At 65.0% G+C, this 18,839-nt stretch carries 13 protein-coding genes and 1 pseudogene; 6 read left to right on the top strand and 8 right to left on the bottom strand.

The genetic code is table 11. The features are described 5' to 3' along the window. Nucleotides 1-38: 38 nt before the first annotated feature. The 5 genes from AAHS21_RS21205 to AAHS21_RS21185 form a co-directional block, all read right to left on the bottom strand. Complete coding sequence (locus AAHS21_RS21205; RefSeq protein ID WP_342929656.1) at nt 39-893, bottom strand: NAD(P)-dependent oxidoreductase; 855 nt, start codon at nt 891-893, stop codon at nt 39-41. Then, nucleotides 893-2,086, bottom strand: coding sequence for a thiolase family protein (locus tag AAHS21_RS21200; RefSeq protein WP_342929539.1), 1,194 nt, complete (start codon nt 2,084-2,086; stop codon nt 893-895). The genes AAHS21_RS21205 and AAHS21_RS21200 overlap by 1 nt, the downstream gene beginning before the upstream one ends. Before the next feature lie 244 nt (nt 2,087-2,330). Further along, nucleotides 2,331-2,789, bottom strand: coding sequence for a MaoC family dehydratase (locus tag AAHS21_RS21195; protein ID WP_342929538.1), 459 nt, complete (start codon nt 2,787-2,789; stop codon nt 2,331-2,333). Between the two features lie 164 nt (nt 2,790-2,953). After that, a complete protein-coding gene (locus tag AAHS21_RS21190; protein ID WP_342929537.1) occupies nt 2,954-3,250 on the bottom strand; it encodes a hypothetical protein in 297 nt (98 codons plus the stop codon). A 9-nt stretch (nt 3,251-3,259) separates the two neighbouring features. Next, nucleotides 3,260-4,759, bottom strand: a complete 1,500-nt coding sequence (locus AAHS21_RS21185; protein WP_342929536.1) for a long-chain fatty acid--CoA ligase — start codon at nt 4,757-4,759, stop codon at nt 3,260-3,262. A gap of 301 nt (nt 4,760-5,060) precedes the next feature. Between AAHS21_RS21185 and AAHS21_RS21180 the strand changes: the two genes are divergently transcribed. The 4 genes and pseudogenes from AAHS21_RS21180 to AAHS21_RS21165 form a co-directional block, all read left to right on the top strand. After that, entirely contained in the window at nt 5,061-5,801 is a 741-nt protein-coding gene (locus AAHS21_RS21180) for an FCD domain-containing protein (protein WP_342929655.1), read from the top strand. 730 nt (nt 5,802-6,531) lie between these two features. Next, complete coding sequence (locus tag AAHS21_RS21175; RefSeq protein WP_342929535.1) at nt 6,532-7,299, top strand: FCD domain-containing protein; 768 nt, start codon at nt 6,532-6,534, stop codon at nt 7,297-7,299. 551 nt (nt 7,300-7,850) lie between these two features. Further along, the gene (locus AAHS21_RS21170; RefSeq protein ID WP_342929534.1) at nt 7,851-8,834 is read left to right on the top strand and encodes a Rieske 2Fe-2S domain-containing protein; all 984 of its coding nucleotides are present in this window, start codon (nt 7,851-7,853) and stop codon (nt 8,832-8,834) included. A 128-nt stretch (nt 8,835-8,962) separates the two neighbouring features. Then, nucleotides 8,963-9,170, top strand: a pseudogene (locus AAHS21_RS21165) (2Fe-2S iron-sulfur cluster-binding protein); the annotation flags it as partial. Nucleotides 9,171-9,208: 38 nt separating this feature from the next. On the opposite strand, the gene AAHS21_RS21160 reads toward AAHS21_RS21165, so the two are convergent. Both AAHS21_RS21160 and AAHS21_RS21155 read right to left on the bottom strand, forming a co-directional pair. After that, a complete protein-coding gene (locus tag AAHS21_RS21160; protein ID WP_342929533.1) occupies nt 9,209-9,823 on the bottom strand; it encodes a TetR/AcrR family transcriptional regulator in 615 nt (204 codons plus the stop codon). Then, nucleotides 9,813-10,361 (bottom strand): hypothetical protein, encoded by a 549-nt coding sequence (locus tag AAHS21_RS21155; RefSeq protein WP_342929532.1) that lies wholly within the window; start codon nt 10,359-10,361, stop codon nt 9,813-9,815. The genes AAHS21_RS21160 and AAHS21_RS21155 overlap by 11 nt, the downstream gene beginning before the upstream one ends. Before the next feature lie 295 nt (nt 10,362-10,656). Between AAHS21_RS21155 and mobF the strand changes: the two genes are divergently transcribed. Next, nucleotides 10,657-16,506, top strand: coding sequence for a MobF family relaxase (gene mobF, locus AAHS21_RS21150; protein ID WP_342929531.1), 5,850 nt, complete (start codon nt 10,657-10,659; stop codon nt 16,504-16,506). 177 nt (nt 16,507-16,683) lie between these two features. Then, nucleotides 16,684-18,111 (top strand): HEPN domain-containing protein, encoded by a 1,428-nt coding sequence (locus tag AAHS21_RS21145; RefSeq protein WP_342929530.1) that lies wholly within the window; start codon nt 16,684-16,686, stop codon nt 18,109-18,111. 14 nt (nt 18,112-18,125) lie between these two features. Here the strand turns inward: AAHS21_RS21145 and AAHS21_RS21140 are convergent, their stop codons facing one another. Then, complete coding sequence (locus tag AAHS21_RS21140) at nt 18,126-18,788, bottom strand: hypothetical protein (RefSeq protein WP_342929529.1); 663 nt, start codon at nt 18,786-18,788, stop codon at nt 18,126-18,128. Nucleotides 18,789-18,839 lie beyond the last annotated feature (51 nt).

The following is an 18,839-nucleotide window of genomic DNA, read 5'->3' as shown; positions in this document are numbered from 1 at the left end:
ATCGGCGCGAGTTACCGGTCGCGGGCGGCCCGCTCGCCCTAGCGGTTGGTTGTCAGGTCCAGTGGCCCCTCGGTGACCACTGCCTGCAGGAGTCCGAGATCCGCTCCGGCCTGTTCGGCGGCGGTGACGGCGACGGCCACGTCTTTGGCCAGGAACGGTGCGGCCGCCTCTGCGAAGCTGCCCAGTCCGCCGATGCCTTTTGCGTAGGTTGCCGCGCTGCTGGATCCGCTGCACGCCAGCAGCGCGTCGAGGAATGCGTACGGCGCGATACCGAGTTGTTCACCGATCTGTGCGGCCGCGGCCAGCAGCTGCGCGTTGGCCGCGAACAACATGTTGTTGATCAGCTTGATTCGAAGCGCGCTCCCCAGTTCGCCGGTGGCGATAATCGGGTTGGCGTAGGCGGCCAGGATCGGTCGCACCCGCTCGACGTCGTCGCCGCACCCGCCGACGAGCACGGTCAGTGTGCCCGCGGCGATGTGGTCGGCGGTTCCGCTGACCGGCGCATCGAGGATCGCTTGTGCGCTCGCGGCGCTATTCGCCAGCTCGGTCAGGGTGGCGGCGCTTCCGGTGGTGTGCGATACGAACACCGCGCCGGGTTTGGCGTTGGCGATGAACCCCTCTGGGCCCAAGCCGGTCTCGCGCAGCTGGGCGTCGGAGAACAGGCAGGAGATCAGAATGTCGCTGTCGGCGGCTAGGCCGGCCACCGACTCGGCTACTACCGCGCCCCGGTCGGCCAACCGCGAACGCACGTCAGAGCGACGGGCGTAGACGTTCACCGGGTGCCCGGCGGCGAGCAGGCGTTTGACCATTGGTTCGCCCAGTTGTCCGGCACCGATGAATCCGATGGTCGGCATTGGCGGTTCCTTTCGTAGAACGGCCCGCGATCGTGAGATCAGCGGCTGCTCAACAACATTGACCCGGCCACCGGTCCGCCGCCGACCCCAACGGCCACCACCTCTGGGGTTTTAGACGCCCGGCGCCGCCCTCCCTCACCCCACAACTGGACGCAGGCCTCATGCAGAAAGCCCATACCATGCAGACGTCCACCCGAGAGCTGGCCGCCACTGGTGTTGAGCGGCAGATCGCCGTCCAGGGCGATCCGTTCACCGCCGTCCACGAATTCGCCGACGCGGCCGTGCTCGCAGAATCCCATGGCCTCCAGCCACATCACCGTCAAGAAGCTAAATCCGTCGTAGAGCTGCGCCATGTCGACGTCGCCGGGGGTCATCGAGGTGTTTTTCCACAGTGTCGCGGCTGAATCGTGGGCGGCCATCGTGGTCACATCACGGCGTTGATCCCACGTGGCGCGCTCGAACATGCCCGGTCCCACGGATTCCACTGTCAGGGGATGGCGCGGAAGACCGCGGGCGGCGTCGCGGCGCGAGACGATGACCGCAGTCGCCCCATCGCAGGGAACATCGCAGTCGTACAGGCACAGCGGTTCGGAGATCATCCGGGCGCCCAGGTAGTCCTCCATCGTCATCGGGTCCCGGTAGACCGCATCGGGATTGCGTGCGGCGTTGCGGCGCGCGTTGATCGCAATCCAGCCCAGTTGCTCACGGGTCAACCCGAAGTCATGCATGTACCGCTGGGCGGGCATCGCCAGCCAATTGGCCGCCGAGAGCGCGCCGAAGGGGGCGACCCACTCCAGGTGCGGCGGCAGCTTGCCGCCGCTGAAGAGGACCGAGGCGCGGCCGCCCCCGGCCTGGTGGGCGGCGGTGGATTCCCATACCGACCGGTACACCACCACGTGATTGGCCAGACCCAGCGTGACCGCCATGCACGCCTCGATCGCCGGGCCGATCTGGCCGGCGGTCTCCATCGCCGAGATGTACCAGCGGCAGCTGAGCCCCAGCGCATTGCGGACCTCGGTGATGGTGGCGCCGGAGAACCCGGGATCAGGCACCCCCGGGCCGGGATAGCTGGCGATGCCGTCAATGTCGTCGGGCTCCAGGCCCGCGTCAGCGATCGCCCTCAGCACCGCTTCCAGCGTGAGCTCCAGGCCAGTGCGTCCCAGCCGCCGCCCCACTTGAGACTTGCCTGCCCCGGTGATGACGGCTTTGCCGTCGAAGGGTCCGTCATTCATGCCGCCACCGGGCCGGGTGGCCCCGACTGGTTGTTGGCCGGCACCCGACGGACGATACGGTCGCCGACGCCGTCGGCCGTCTCCTGGCTCATAGGTCCTCTCCGGCACATCCCACGACACCGCGCGCTGCACCCCGGCAAATCGATATCGTCAACTGTATAGCGGATTATGCTAAAGGAGCACGTTCCGGTCCGGCTGGCCGCGCGGGGGTAATCCACCGGAGCGCCGCGATTCGCAACCGGATTCAGAAGATGTACCGAGCGATCAGCTCGACCACGGCGGCGGGTCGGTCGGACCCCTCGATCTCGAGGGTGTGACAAACGGTGAGGTTGACGGTGTTGTCGTTGACCATGTCGGCAGCGGCAAGCTCGGAACGCACGCGGATCCGGCTGCCCGCAGTCACCGGGGCAAGGAAGCGCACCTTGTTGAGTCCGTAGTTGACCCCCATCTTGGCGTTGTCAACCCGGTAGGTGTCCTTGCTCAGTTTCGGAATGAGCGACAGCGTCAAGAAGCCATGGGCGATCGTGGCGCCGTAAGGACTTTCAGCCTTGGCGCGGTCGGTGTCGACGTGGATCCATTGGTGATCCTCGGTGACGTCGGCGAAGGCGTCGATGCGCTGCTGATCGATCTCTTTCCAGTTGCCCACGCCGAGCTCCTGGCCAATGGCGTCGACAGCGTCTTCGACCGACGTGATCACTTTCATGGTCCGCTCCTCGCACTGGGCTCGATATCGCTATTTATATAACGCTATAGGAGGCGCGGGGTCGGCGGGTCCTCACCGGCGCGGCGATGGCGGCCCCGGGTCTACACCGGCATTGAGGGTGGCGAGTGGTAGGCGGTCGCCGAATACGGTTGTGCGGGAAGCGTTCAGTCGCTAGCCGGCAGCGGCTTGGCTTCTTTGAGGCTCAGCGGGGTATCGCCGATGCTCAGTGTGCCGGCGCCGGCTTTGGTGACCAAGACTTCGGCGGCGTGGTCATCGACGTAGCGCTTGCCCATCAGGTTGCCATCGGCGAACGCCGGGTTGAGTTCACCGGCGCGGTCGGCGCCCAGCGCCACCATCGGCGCGCCCCCGCAGCGCAGATCGTCGAGACTGTCGGCGGACTTGATGACGATGACCTGGGTGTCGCAGACCTGGCTTTGCAGGCGGGTGCCGTTCTTCATCATGGCGCGTCCTCACTTCTGAGCATTGACATTTCGCAGGCTTTCCACGATTTCGCGGCGCAGGATCTTGCCGGTCGGATTGGTCGGCAGCTCCTCGCGGAAAACCACGTGGTCCGGCGTTCGCGAACCCCGCAAGTGCTTGCGAACGTGCGTGCGCAGTTCTTCGGGGTCTGGGTCAATGTCGGCGACGGGCACCACCACGGCCACGATCGCCTGGCCCCACCGGGGATCCTCCACACCGACGACGGCGACTTCGCGCACATCGGGATGTTCGATGAGCACGTCTTCGAGTTCGGCGGGTGCGATGTTCTCGCCGCCGCGGATGATGGTGTCATCGGAGCGCCCGCTGATGAATAAGTAGCCCTCCTCGTCGAGGGTCGCCACATCCCTGGTAGGAAACCAGCCCTGGTCGTCGAGCACCGAGCCGATTCCGGTGTACTTACCCGACACTTGGTCGCCCCGCACGTAGAGCTCGCCAGTCTCTCCCGGGCCGACGACGGTGCCGTCGGCGGCACGGACCTGCACCTCGATGCCCGGTACGGGTCGGCCTACCGACGCCAGTCGTTTGGCGATGGCCGCGTCGGGGTTGTTGTGAGCCGTGCGGTGATCATCGGGCGTCAGCATAGCGATGGTCGAGCTAGTTTCGGTCAAACCGTAGGCGTTGACGAACCCGACTCCGGGCAGCAAGTCCAGGGCCCTGCGCACCAGCGGCAGGCCTACTTTCGACCCACCATAGGCAAGGTTGCGCAGACTCGGCAGATCGGTCGGCTCCTGCTCGAGCACTGTCACGATGCCCTCGAGCATGGTCGGGACCACCATGGCGGTAGTTACCTGCTCGTCGGCGACCAGCTGGACCCATTGCCGAGGGTCGAAGCTGGGCAGGTACACCATCCGCCGACCGGCGTACAGGTTCGAGATCGCCGCGTTGACCCCTGCGATGTGATACGGGGGCACGCAGATCAGGGCCGCGTCGTCGGGGCTTGCCGAGTCGAACTCGACCGTGCCGGTGATGTAGCTCGTCAGATTTGCATGCGACAGCTCGACCGCTTTCGGCTTCGACGTGGTGCCTGATGTGAAGAGCACGATCGCGATCGCGTCGGGATCGGCGAAGCCGTTAGCTGGCGCCGCCGTAGCGGCAGAGGCAAGAAACTCCTCGGACGTGATCACCCGCTCGGCTGCGGTGCCGATCATGTCGCGGTAGCCGGTGTCCACGACGACCAAGGGGTCGGGCAAACGTGCGATCAGTTCCCGGATCGCCTCGGCCGACAGCCGGTAGTTGACCGGACTGAATCCGCGCTCCGCCCGCGCCGATGCGAAGATCAACGCTGGCAGCAATGCCCCGCCGACGCCGATGTAGACGACATGCTCGGCGCCCGAAGTGGCGATGACGCCGGACCCGCCGTCGGCGAGATTACTGAGTTCCCGGGTGGTCCAGCGCCGCTCGCCTGACACCAGCGCGGCGCGCTCAGGGTGGGCCTCCGACGCCATCTCCAGCAGCAGCGAAATACTCACAACTTTCGTCCCTTGTCGTGCGCCCGCTTGCGCGGCACATAGCCTGCGGGGATCCTGGACACACACCTTAGCGAATCAGATATATAGTTAGCTACTTGATGGGGGTTAGTCGGAGGGACGGGGCATCAGTCGGCGGCTTGTCTGACGAGCGCGTGAGCTCACGGCGGATCCCACTGGGGGCGGCGGCGATCAGCGAAAACGTTGCTCACTGAATCCGCTTATGATCGGCGACTTCGGCTGCCAGTCGGCTAACCTGTAAATCAGTTTGTGGATTGATGGCGCAGCCCGACGGAAGGACATGATGGAGGTCACCAGCCTTCGCGAGCCGAAGATGGCCGATCGGGTAGCCACCGTGCTGCGCAAGATGTTCATCCGCGGTGAGATCGCCGAGGGGACGATGCTGCCCCCGGAATCGGAGCTGATGGAGCGGTTCGGGGTGTCGCGCCCCACCCTGCGCGAGGCCTTTCGTGTGCTGGAGTCCGAGTCGCTGATCGAGGTGCAGCGCGGGGTGCGCGGCGGGGCCCGCGTGACGCGTCCACGTCGCGAGACATTGGCCCGATACGCCGGACTGATCCTGGAGTACGAGGGCGTCACAGTCAAAGACGTCTTCGACGCCCGCGTCGCCCTGGAAACCCCGATGGTCGTCCAGCTGGCGAAAGACCGCGACCCAGCGGTCATCGCCGAACTGGAGGAAATGGTCGAACGGGACGCTCAACTCATCAAAGGGCCCCATGCCGCCGATCAGCTGACTGACTTTCATGCCGTGATCGCACGGCTCTCCGGCAACAAGACGCTGCAGATCGTCAGCGCCATGCTGCATCACATCATCGAAAAGGCCAACCGGTCACTGCAGCCCACGGCCGGCCCGCGGGCCGAGCAAGCGGTACGGCGATCGGCAAAGACCCACCGGATGATTGTCGAACTGATCAAAGCAGGTGAGGCCGAGAAGGCCGGCGAGCTGTGGAGTCGACATTTGCGCAAGGCCGAGGAATTCGTGTTGACCGGTGCCGAATTGTCGACGGTGGTCGACCTTCTCGAATGACAGATGTCTGCAGCGAGGACTTGCCATCCTCGTCGATGCGGTCGGCGGGCTGGTCAACCGCTTTCGCCGCGACAGTGATCATTGGACAGCGTCCAGCGAACGTGCCTTCGAGCTGAGCCCCGACACCCAGGGGCGGGCCTCGATGGAGGCCGAAATTCCGGTCATCGTCAGGCTTCCACGTTGAGCCCCTAGGGGGCCAGCTGGCTGGCCCTGGGCACGTTGACAAGTGTGGGCGCCCTAATCGAACCGCCACCGTCCGCTCCTATGTCGTCAGCACCGATGATTTGGTCCTCGACGAACCCGACGAGACGGTGTCAGGCGATATGTCATGTGTCGATACTGCACCGGTAGCTTGGGGTCTGAGGTCAGCACCGCAGGCAGGAATGGCGACCGGCTCGATGTGGACGCGACCCGCCCGCGCCGCGGATGGACGGATCTCATCAAAGTCATCAGGGCAGTCCTGCGGGCCGAAAGGCGGGCAGCGATCCGTCTCCACACCCGGTTGCGCACCTGCGATTCGGTTCTTGTGCGGCTGCACGAAGGGCAGAATCGGGGCGCTGTGATGGATGCGATACCGCCGCGATGGTTCTTGCCGTCCGCACGGCGTGCTCTGCCACGGACCCGGTTGTCGCATCGCACTGCAGAACCACGTCCATGGGGCCGGTTCACCGCGCCGACACGGTGCCACATGGTTTACTGAGTAGTATAGGTTGTCCCAGAGGAGGTCCCGGTGACTCAACGGCAGTCACTCGCGCCGGAGCCGGGTGCGGCTCGGTCGCCGAAGACTTTCGAGCTCGTAGCGGGCACCCTGCGCAAGATGATCGTAGACGGACGACTCAAGGACGGAGACTTCCTCCCGCACGAGTCCGAGCTAACGGCGCAATTCCAGGTGAGTCGACCGACCCTGCGCGAAGCGGTGCGGGTGCTGGAATCCGAACGGCTGGTTGAGGTTCGACGCGGCTCACGCACCGGGGCGCGGGTGTGTGTCCCGGGTCCCGAGATCGTCGCCCGTCCGGCCGGATTGATACTGGAACTTTCCGGGGCGACGCTTGCCGACGTGATGACCGCTCGCATCGCGATCGAGCCGGCCGCCGCCAAACTGCTCGCCGAGGTTGGCACCGTCAAGGCGCACAAGGAAGTGAAGCGTCTAGTCGATGCGATTCCGGATGCTTGGGACTCCGGAGAACTGGCCAGTGCATCGGCGAACTTCCACCGCAGGATTGTCGAGCTGTCGGGCAACGCGACCCTGGCGATGATCGCGGGGATGCTGCACGAGATCTCTGAGCGGCACACCACCGCGGCAGTCCTCGCCGCCGAGAACGCGGTGCCCCAAGACCAGTACGACAAACTGCTCCGGTCCTATCACCGCCTCGCCGAGCTCGTCGAGACACGCAACGGCGACCGAGCGGAAGCTCATTGGCGCAGGCATATGCAGAACGCGGCCGGAGCGCTGCTCAAGGGCTACGAGAAAACCAAAGTTCGCGACATCATGAATTGACAACGCCGGTCGCGCGGCGACGGGTTCACGTCGACCCGACGTGCCCCTGCTATGCGATGGCGTTCGCCCGCGCGCCGGAGGAAATCACCAAGGATGCGCGGTTTCGTGCCACTGGCTAGCGGCGGACGCCGAACTGCAACGGTGGCAAGGCCATCCGATGATCCGGCGGGCGCCGGTGAATATGTGACGCCAAGTCCCGCCGTTGCCGCAACCACGGTTTAGCGGCATCAACGGCGGCACGGGAGCGGCTCATCGCCGGGCCACAGGTGCGCTCGATCCACCTCAATTGCGACAACGGTGGCCAGCCGGATGGATCCGATCTGCCGTGGGGCACGCCTCCCAATCAACCCGGTCCGCCAAGGCCGATCGTGATCCGCGGATACGTGTTGTTGTGCGGGCTCATGGCTTCGATCCAGGCGCCCTAGGACCGCCGGGGTCCTGTGAAGGTTCACGCGGTGACGGCTGCGCAAAGCTTGGACGGCGCGGCGCGAGCACGACTGGATAAGTGAAATTTTTTGACATATCTGTCAAAGAAATGGCACGATCACGACATGAGCCAGGCGCCCAGCATGCAGCCCACTGGTTGGTTTCAAGTCGCCTGGAGCGCCGATGTGCCGGCAGGCGCGGTCAAGCCGCTGCGATACTTCGGCAACGACATGGTGATCTTCCGCGGCGTGGACGGTCAGCTCAGCGTGCTCGACGCCCACTGTCAGCATCTCGGCGCCAATCTGGCCCGAGGCGGATGCGTTGTCGAGGACGGCATCCAGTGCCCCTTCCATGGCTGGGTGTGGAACGGTGAAGGACGGAATGTACGGATTCCGTACGAGCCTCGCCCCAACCGGGCACGCAGGGTTCGCCCGTGGCGGGTCACCGAGCTCAACGACTGCATCTTCATCTGGCACGACGTCCGGGGACGCGAACCGCTGTGGCAGCTACCAGACTGGAAACACCTGCTCAACGCAGATATCGTCATGCACGACTATCGCCCACTCGGGGATGACGAGCGGGAATTGTTCTCACGGGTGAAGGTGCACCCTCAGATCATCGCCGAGAACGCTGTTGATCCGCACCACTTCCGCTTCGTCCACGGCACGCCGATCAGTCCAGTGGTGCTCAGCGAGACGATCGATGAGCACGTCTGGCACGCGAAGGTGGGTTTCGGGCGGCGCTGGGCAGACGGGGTGGACCGCGTGGGCGATAACCGCAACACCATCGAAATCTATTGGTCCGGAATCGGATACGCCATCAATGGCGAATGCACCGCCGACGGCGTCCGCGTGATCGCCATCAATGCGACGCCGGTTGGCGATGGCACCTGTGACATCTTCGCCAGTTACTGGATCTCGGGGTCGGACAACTACGCCGAGCGGCTCATACAGGCGAAAGCCGCTTTGCCCGACGATATCAACATCTGGGAGTATCAGAAGTACATGGAAAAACCGGCGCTCACGACATCAGAGGCCGACGGCTTCTATAAGTTGCGGAGCTGGGCTCGCGGCTTTTATCCGGCGGAACCGGTGGCGGTCTCCGGATAGCAGCGGGTAAGGCTCACCGATCCCACCCTGACCGCGCGAGGGGCCCTGGAGAAGGACGTACCGCCGACCGGGCCCGCGTGCGCCTCGACGGGCAGACCTGTACCGCCTCCCGGCCGCACACCACCATGCTGCTCGACATCCTGCTCAACGAGGGCATCGACGCTCTGTTCTGCTGTCACCGTGGTCACTGCGGCGCCTGTGGGGTGCTCAAGCACAGTGGCGAGATCGAAATATACAACGATGTTCTCGCGCCTGACGGCCTGGCCGGGCGGACGGATCCCGGCCTGCCAGGCCCTGCCCACGTCCGATGCTGTCGAAGTGACTGACGACGAATAGGCGCGACGCGCCACAGGGTGATTCGCTCGATAAGGAGCTCACCCGACCGCGAGCAACTGGTGGAGGACTTCGCAGAGTGCGGCGATGATCTCCACACGCGACGTCGAGGCCATCTCCTCGTGTTGCGCCAGCAGCCAGGACCGCTCGATCATCGCCATCACCACCAGTCCCAGCGAGTGCGGGTCTGACCGCAGCGGCGTCGGTGTGAGTTTGATGATTCGCTGCCCCAGCACTTCGGTCGTTCTGCGATACGACCGTGTGGTTGCCGCGCGGAACCGCCGATCTAGGGGTGCATCCTCCGTGCTGCGCAGAACGAACGCGCCGTTGCGGTCGAGGTAGTCGAAGTACCGCGACACCCACTGCCTGATCTCGGGCATCGTTGGAGGGCTGCCGAGGTCGCTGAAGGCCTCAACAACCGCCAGCACTTCAAGGTATGTCGTGTTACCGAGCTCGTAGAACAGCTCGGACTTGTCGCGGAAGTAGTAATAAAAGTTGGCGCGCGTCACCTCGGCCCGCTCGGTGATGTCCCGGATCGTTACGCCCGAAAAACCCTTGCTGGAAAAGGCATAGCGAGCCGCATCGACGATCCGCTCTCTGGTCCGGTCCGACTTGCGAAGCCCCGTCGAGCCGGCGCCGACGTCCTCAGCCGTCATGGATGATCGGCAATCCTTTGTTCTGGCAGTGGTCAGGAAGACGCGCTGCGAATCCCCGTTGGATCGTCGCACCGTTGCGGCGCCAATTCCCGTTCGCATCTCCGGAGATTATCGACATATCTGTCAAAACCAGGCTAGTGCACAGTGGTGAGCGGCACAAGCGCCGGTGGCGACTGGAACGCAGCGAGAGTCCCGCATCCGGCGGCGCGCCCACTTCAACGCCGGCGCGCACCGTAGAGGGCCGCCACCCCGCCAGTTCAGCGATCGCCGCAAGCGTCACACCGCGGCCCTGCATACACGCCAACGCAGCGGCGCCGGCCAGGCGATGTTCATGACGGCGACGCTCCCCCTCGGCGCGAACCTCAAGGATCCGGTTGTGCTCCCACTCATCGACCGCCGCCAGGCGCCCGAGCTCGACCAGAAACGACGCCGCATCATCGACATTTTGGCGTTCACACTCAAGACGCGCCTCATTGGCTTTGTTCTGCGCCTCGCGAACACGCTTGAGCGACTCAGCTTTCGAGTTGACGTTCACCATCGCCGAACCATACGACGCGTCCGACGCCTTCCTCTACCACAATCCGCAGCATCACCGCGTCCCCATCTGTCGCCACCGCCTGTGCCCAGTTCCCTCGCCCGCCAACACAACCCAGCGCGCGCTGTGCCCACCGCTCACCACTGCCCACCAGCACCAGCACTTCTCAACCACCCCACGCACCACACACCTCTTGCATACAGGGTAAGGGTTTCCTAAGAACCGCCCTATCTGTGTAGGACAGATCGCCGAGCAGGTCTCTAACGTGCGCCTCGAAAGGGACAGCACTGCAGTGACCATGACGACACACAAGCTCACTGCCGGCGACGGGTATCAGTACCTGATCCGGCAAGTCGCTGCTGTCGATTCCACTGCTCGCGGGCGCGCACCACTGATCGATTACTACTCGTCGAAAGGTGAATCCCCGGGCCGCTGGGTGGGATCAGGGCTGGCTTCGCTGAAATCGTCCGTGCCCCGGGGAGTACCGGCTAACGATGTCGCCCAGGTGTGGGCGGTCCCCGAGGGTTCCCAGGTCACCGAAGCCCAAATGAAAGCGTTGTTCGGCGAAGGATTGCACCCCAACGCAGATGCGATCACAGCCCATGCGACCGCACGTGGAGTGCGCGGTGTCGCGGCGATCAACGCCTCCAAACTCGGCCGCAAGTTCTATATCCGCGACGGCGAAACCACCTTTACGCGCGCCCTGGCAGTGGCCTACCGCGACCACAACGAAGAAGCCGGAATGCACTGGAACGCGCCCATCGACGCGCCCACACGCGCCGCGATCCGCACCGTCGTCGCGCGCAGAATGTTCGCCGAGCAGTACGGCCGCGCGCCCGCCGACGATCGTGAACTCAGTGGTTTTATCGCGCGGGAAACCCGCGCCCGCACCACCGCGGTCGCCGGCTACGACCTGACGTTTTCACCGGTGAAGTCCGTGTCGGCGCTGTGGGCGATCGCCCCGCTCGACGTCGCGAAAGTCGTGGAGGAATGCCACGACGCGGCGGTGGCCGACGCGCTGGCGTGGCTAGAAACGCACGCCGCGTTCACCCGTTCAGGTACTGATGGCGTCGCCCAGGTCGACACCACCGGACTGATCGGGGCCGCGTTCACCCACCGTGATTCACGCGCCGGTGACCCCGATCTGCACACCCATGTCGCAATCTCCAACAAGGTCGCCACCGTTGGTGCAGACGGTGTGCTGCGCTGGCTGGCGCTGGACGGCCAACCCGTGCACCGGTTCACCGTGGCCGCCTCCGAGCTGTACAACACGCGCCTGGAGGCCCATCTTGGGCAGCGGCTGACGCTGCGATTCGCCGATGTTGTTGGCGAGGGCCGCGGCAAGCGGCCGGTGCGTGAAATCGTCGGAATGTCAGTCGAATTGATGGCAGCGTGGTCGTCGCGGCGGCTGGCGATCGAAGCCCGCACCGCCGATCTGGCCAAGCAGTTCCAAGCCACCCACGGTCGGGAACCGACGCACGTGGAAACCATTGCGTTGGCCCAACAAGCGACCTTGGAAACCCGCGAAGCCAAACACGAACCCCGATCATTAGCCGAGCAGCGTCAGACGTGGCGCGGCCAAGCAATTCAGGTCCTCGGCGGTGCGCGGGAACTGACCGCGATGCTGGGCGCGGTCTTGTCCACGCCAGCCCAACAACTCGATGCCGTTGATGACGACTGGATCGAGGCGCGGGCGGCGAACGTCATCGCGACGGTGGCCCAGTCGCGGGCGACCTGGCAACGCCACCACGTGTTAGCCGAGGCTCAGCGGCTCGTTCGCAGCAGCGGGCATGCCACCAACGCCAAATTGGCCGACAAGATCACCCACACTGCCTTGGCCGAACCGCTGTCGGTTGCCCACATCGACCTCGACGACGGCGAAATAGGAGAACCCGCGCAATTGCGCCGTCGAGACGGAACCAGCGTCTACACGCGCCACGGCAGCGCCACTTACACCTCTCACGAGCTGCTGGCCGCTGAACGGCGCGTTGTTGCTGCTGCCCTGCAGCGTGGCGGGCGCACTGTAGAGGATGTCGATGTCGAGCTCGCGCTGGCTGACTCGGCCGCACGCGGGAAAGAACTCAATGAGGGCCAGGTCGCCCTGGTCCGCGAAATGGCCAGCAGTGGGCGCCGAGTCGCGTTAGCGCTGGCCCCTGCCGGCACCGGCAAGACCACCGCGATGGCCGCGCTCTCGCGTGCCTGGCGCTCCTCGGGAGGGACCATCATCGGATTAGCTCCCACCGCCGCGGCAGCCATCGAACTCGGCGAGGACCTGTCGGCCCCTACCGACACCATCGCCAAATACGTCTGGTCGGCAACCCCGGACCGTCCCCCCACCGGGGCCGCTCCGCCGCAGTGGTTCACCAAGGTCGGTCCCGACACGCTGATCATCGTCGACGAGGCCGGCAAAGCCGGAACGCTCGAACTCGATGCAGTAATCACCCACGCCTTAGCGCGCGGTGCCAGCATCCGCCTCGCGGGCGATGACTGCCAACTCGCATCGATCTCAGCTGGTGGCGTGCTGCGCGACATTGCCCACGAAACCGACGCCCTGACGCTATCGCAGCTGGTTCGGTTTGGCTCCACCGCTGAAAGCGCAGCCACCCTCGCGATCCGCGCAGGAGACCCCTCGGGACTCGGGTTTTACATCGACCACCACCGTGTGCACGTCGGTGCTGATCAGACCGCAGCCGACATGGCCTACACCGCCTGGGTCGCCGACCTCGACGCCGGCCGTGATGCCATCCTGTTAGCCCCCACCAACGACATCGTCGATACCCTCAACGCCCGGGCCCGCCTGGATCGCCTCGCCGCGGCCGACCCGGAAACCCTGCGCGGCCACGAAATCGTCCTTTCTGATCGGCTCGCCGCCTCCCCCGGCGACCTCATCCGCACCCGCCGCAATGCACGCTGGCTGCGCTTGAGTCCCACCGACTACGTGCGCAACGGCTACCGCTTCCAAATCCTGGAAACCCGCCGCGACGGCAGCATTAAAGCGCGTCACCTCGGTAGCGGAAAAACGGTGCGCCTACCCGCCCACTACGTCAAAAAACACGTCACCCTCGGCTATGCGGCCACCATTGACTCCGCACAAGGACTCACCGCCGGACACGCCTGCCACATCGTCGGCGCCGGCCACCTCACCCGCCAACTGCTCTATGTGGCGTTAACGCGCGGCCGCATCGAAAACCACATCTATCTGTCCACCGCAGAATCCGACCCACACCGGGTGCTGTCCCCCAAAGCAACTCACCCCGAAACCGCCGTCGATGTCCTCACCAAGACACTGGCACGCGACGGTGCACAAGTCTCGGCCACCAGCGCTGCACGCCAAGCCCGCGACCCCTTCGTGGGGGTGGGCCCCGCCGCGGCGATGTACTACGACGCCTTGAGCGAAGCCGCCCAACATCTGGCTTCCCCGGCACTGCTGGCCCACCTGCACATCACCGCCGATCAGCTCTACCCAGGGTTGACCCGCGCCGAAGCGTGGCCAGTGCTATGCAACCACTTGGCACTTATTGCGGCCGACGGGCGCGACCCGATCACCACACTGACCGAAGCCGCCGAGGTAGGCGAGCTGTTCAGCGCCCACGATCCCGCCGCGGTGCTCGACTGGCGCATCGACCCCACCGGCGGACACTCCACAGGTATCGGGCCGTTGCGCTGGCTGCCCGCCACCCCCGCATTGCTGGCCAACGATCCGCAATTTCAGAACTGCCTGGGCCGCCGCACTGAACTGGTCGCCGAGCTGGCAGACCAGATCCGCGACACCGTCACCCACCACTGGACACCAGCCACCGCACCGGCCTGGGCTAAACCCGTCCTGGCCGCCAATCCCCAACTCGCCGCCGAAATCGCGGTCTTTCGCGCCGCCCACAACGTTGCCCCCGAAGACACCAGCCTGCTGGGCCCACCCCAATGCGCCGTGCGCGCCCGCACCATCCAAAAACTGCTCGAAAACCGTGCCCAAGCGGTGGTGCGTACCCAAAGCCCGCACACCCGCCGCTTTGAGCAGCTGATCGACTCCATCGATCCCCGCATTCGCGCCGACGGGTACTGGCCCCAACTGGCCGCGCACCTCGCCCAAGCCGCCGCCAGCCGACCCGACCTACCCACCCTCGTTCGCACCGCCGCCACCGCACGTCCGCTACCCGACGAACTGCCCGCCGCCGCGCTGTGGTGGCGTCTTGCCGCCGAACTCACCCCCGCGGCCACCCTGGATACCCCTCATACCGGCCTGTGCCCAGCCTGGATCACTGACTTACACAAAGTCTTTGGATCAGCAGCCGCTGAATCGATCGTCGCCGATCCAGGCTGGCCCGGCCTGGTCTCGGCCGTCAATGCCGCCGACCCCACCCGCTGGACCCCCGCCGACCTGCTGCACGTCGCCGCCGAACACCTCGCCGACGTCGACCCCGACCACACCATCCCCGCCTACCAATACGCCCGCGCCATCGCATACACCGTCGACCTGATCGGCGGCCATCACGATCACGGCGATCACCCGCTCCCCGAACAACCCCCGCTGCATCCCGAGGAAGAAGAACAACTTCCCCCAGACCCCGACGCACCCAGGATCGACATGCCCGCCACCGAATTCTCCACCGACTCCTGGCATCCCGAACTGGTCGAACCCGACCCCCACGAGGAGGCCATCGACACCTCGGTCGAACTTGCCGGCCTGGACTTCGAGGACCTCCCCCGCCACCGCGTGGCACCCCCACCACTGCCCGCCGCTCTCCTCGACCTAACTACCTTGCGCACCCAATACCAGCAGGCGCTCACCGAGTACAACACCCTGCGCAAGCAAGTACTGATCGGCGACGGACCCGCAATGCGCCAAGCTATCCCGCACATCCGCGAACTACGCGAACGCGCCGACGCCGACCGCCCCTACCTGATCGCCGTCCACGACGTCACCGCTGAATGGGCCGACGCCGAAGCCGAATACGAGACCGCACTCAGCCATGTCGAGTGGGCGCGCGACCGACTGCGCGAAATTCAAGCTCAGCCCAGCGCCGACCCACTCGACATCTCCTGGGCCAAGCACGATGTCCAAATGCGCCAACTTGCAGTACCCGACACCTCACCAGCAGAGCGCTACCAAGACGCTCTGACACAAGTACTCGCCGCCCGAGCCCAGGCCGCAGGCGGCGCAGAAAACATCATCAGCGGCGCAGATGTCGACAACGTCAGCGCCGCCACCAGCGCCGAAGACGATCAGGCAGTCCTCGCCGCCCGCCGGCATTGCAGCCAGCTACGCCGCGACCTCGACCGCGCAGAGCTGGCCGCCGCCGCCGCGTTCGCGGCCGCCGAAACCCGTTCAGCCGAACACATCACTGCCCAACTCGACCACTTGGCCACCGAGCTGCGCGTACTCGAAGCCGCCAGCCGCTTCCAATCCCCCCGCCCCCTCAGCCTTCCCAACACTGCAGTCGCCGGCCTCTCCCCCTCGACAGCCACAGCCATCACCAGCACCGCCAGGCTGCCCTTCGCCGTCACCGTCGTGGATGCACAACCCTCCCCCGAGCGCCGCGCCGCCTTGCATACACTGCACAGCGCGGCGGCAGCTTCCGACCGAAACATCCTGTGGTGCAGCCCAACCCGCGCACAAGCCGAGAGCGCCGTCGCCGACGAGCTCGCCGACACCGCTGCCACCGTCGCCGAAGCTCACGCCACCCTCACAAGCAACCAGTCGCAACTGGTCCCTGGAAGTCTCATCATCATCGACGAGGCCGCCAACGCTGACCCTGCAATCATCGCCGACTTCGCAGAACTGGCCGCCGCCAACAAATCTGGGCTAATTCTGCTCGACACCACCGGCGACACATGGCCCCCACAACCTTCCCAGCGACTCCTACGGCTGCTGGGCACCGAACTGCCCTGGACCACCACCCTCACACCACGCATCCAAGATGACGCAGCAATCAAGCACTCCTCAACGCCCGACCTCGACCCCGCGCTCACGCAAATACGGCGCCTGCACCCAGCCGTCCTCGATGACCAACTACGTGACAGCCTCGCCCGCGCCGACCAACTCCACGCCACCATCCACGCCGCATACCAACGCCACCTCGAGGCCACCTGGCTCCGCGAACGCGGCCGCCGAACCGAACAAACCCCAGAAATCAGCCTCACCGACGACTAAGCGTTTCTAGCGGCAAATCACCGACATTCGCCGCGACGGCCATCATCGGCTCGTCGCGAACCGCACGGCGGCTGCTGCCTGGTGCAAAATGGTGTTCGGGCCGGCGCTACTCAATACGCTCTTGCTCGATGTCGTCGGGCGATCCCGACAGGTTGTCGGATGGAAGGCTTTACCTGCATGACGACCTTCACGGGTGCGGGCCAGTTCTGGTTGCCGGAGTATCCCGACGTTTCAGTCCGCGGTGATTTCACCGCAACTGTCGGTGAACGCGCCGAGGTGACCCTCGATCGTGGCCTGCCCGTGGGTTTAATTTCTGGGGGCCAACCGCCAGCGCCTGCTCCAACGCCGGGCAATATGGCCAGCGTAATGAAGGCCCACGCTGCGGGTTCGGCAGCGAGATTTCGGGCAGTCACGGTCGCCGGTCGGCTTGCTACCGGCGAGCTCGTCAGCTTGCTCGAGGCGCCCAATTTCGGCGGTCCGGGCCTCGCCCCGCGCTACGTCGCCGCGGCGACCATCATCGGAACGGCACTCGTGGCATCCGATCAGGGGTACACCACTGTTCGATTCCTGCTCGACAACCCCTTGTGGATAGGTCATCTCACGGACGGAGATTCAGCTGTCGTTGAAGATGATCAATCCATCCTCAGCGTCGAAGCCTCCCGCGAAGGCAACTGGCTGGTGTATCAGTCATCGTCGCCAGTTACCCTGCGGCAGCTGGAAAATCGCGTTGTGTCGGGATGTCTCGCACTTGCACAATTGGCGCTTTTCCCGGATGAGAATCTTGTCACTCGCCAGACCCAGGTACGTATTGGTCCCGACGACGCCTGGCTGACGGTGCACGGGCCGGCGTTCTGCGCGGAACACCACCACGGGCGCCTGCGGACGCTGCTGCCTCCCGCCGAGCTCACCCTCGAGCGTTTCGCCACATGGATAGAGGTAAACGACCGGTTCGACGGCCTGGCGTGGGCGATCGCACGAAAAATGGACACCCCCATTCAGCTGCAGGTGCAGTTGCTGACGTCACTGATCGAGGGATTTCACCGTCGGCTGCCCTTTAAGCAGCTGTGGCTCTCCAACGAGACGGACGAGCAGAAAAATCAGGAGCAACAAGACGCGCTGCAACGCATCCGCGACGTCGCCGTTGAAGCTGCCGTGGTCCAAGCAAAGGCCGATGGACAACTCGATCACGAGTTGGTTCGCCGGCGCGTAAATGATGCGCTTGGGCATCTCGGCGAGAGGAGCTACCGCGAACGTGCGAGCGACATCGTCGAGGAGGTCCTCGCCGCTGTTCCTGAGATCGGCGAATCAGTCGCGAAGCTTCCCGCTCGTTTGAGAGACTCACGGATCGAGTTCGCACATCAGCTGCCACAGCCGAAGATGAACGACACGAAGGATCCGTTCGACAAGCGCGTTCTCGGTTGGATAGCGCTTTCCCGGATCACCAGCTGGCTTATTCGGGCGCTTCTGCTGCTCCATGTCGGCGTCGACGCGCAGCTACTGCGTGAAAAGTGCCTAGATCACGAGCAATTCGCGTTCCACCAGGTGAATCTCGATCACCTATTGAGAAAGCTTGGGTGGGACTTGCCGTCTCAGCCCGAACCCTGACTCGCGGCAATCCTTCATTCGCCGACAAATTCGTCGATTCCACCTGTCCAGTCGCCGGCGTAGATCGAGTCGACCAGCATTCCCATCGTGACGTCGCCCGACGCTGCGGTCACACCGTCGCCCGACGCATCACTGCGCGCTGCATCTGCTTGCTTTGGAGTCACGCGCCCGCCCGGGTTCGCGGTGATGAACTGCATGCGCCCGGTCGAGCGTAGCACTGCCTGCGCCGTCTTCACGTTCGGAAAGTAGTAACCTGCGCGCTCGGACAGAACGGCATCGGCTCGATCATCTTCGAGGCAGACCAACGTGTTTCGCACCCACGACAGGTTTCCGGTGCGGATGGCGGGTCGCCGATTCTCCTCAGCGAAACCCCACAACGCGGCATTGTGTCGAGCCTGCGCCGCTGCGCCGTGTTTTCGTGACCACGCCCGCGTAAGTGCATTGATCTGGACCATGTACTCGTGATCCACCCGTGCGTGGTCACCGGCCTGCAACGGAACAACGACGGAAGATTGCGGCGGCGCGTGCGGCTCGTCGGGGTTGTGGACATGGCGGAGGATCCCCGACGCGCTGACCTCGACAACCTCGACTCGTCGACGCTCAAGAGGGCCAGATGGAGAATCTCGGAACTCCTCGAGTCCGCCCAGGCGCGCCCACAGCGTCAGCGTCCAATCCACATACTGACCGTTCGCTACGCCGTAGCGAACGTGAAGTTCGGTGAAGGCCCG

The sequence above is a fragment of the Mycobacterium sp. 050272 genome (assembly GCF_039023525.1).
Taxonomy (GTDB): domain Bacteria; phylum Actinomycetota; class Actinomycetes; order Mycobacteriales; family Mycobacteriaceae; genus Mycobacterium.
This window is presented reverse-complemented; position numbering and strand designations above follow the sequence as displayed.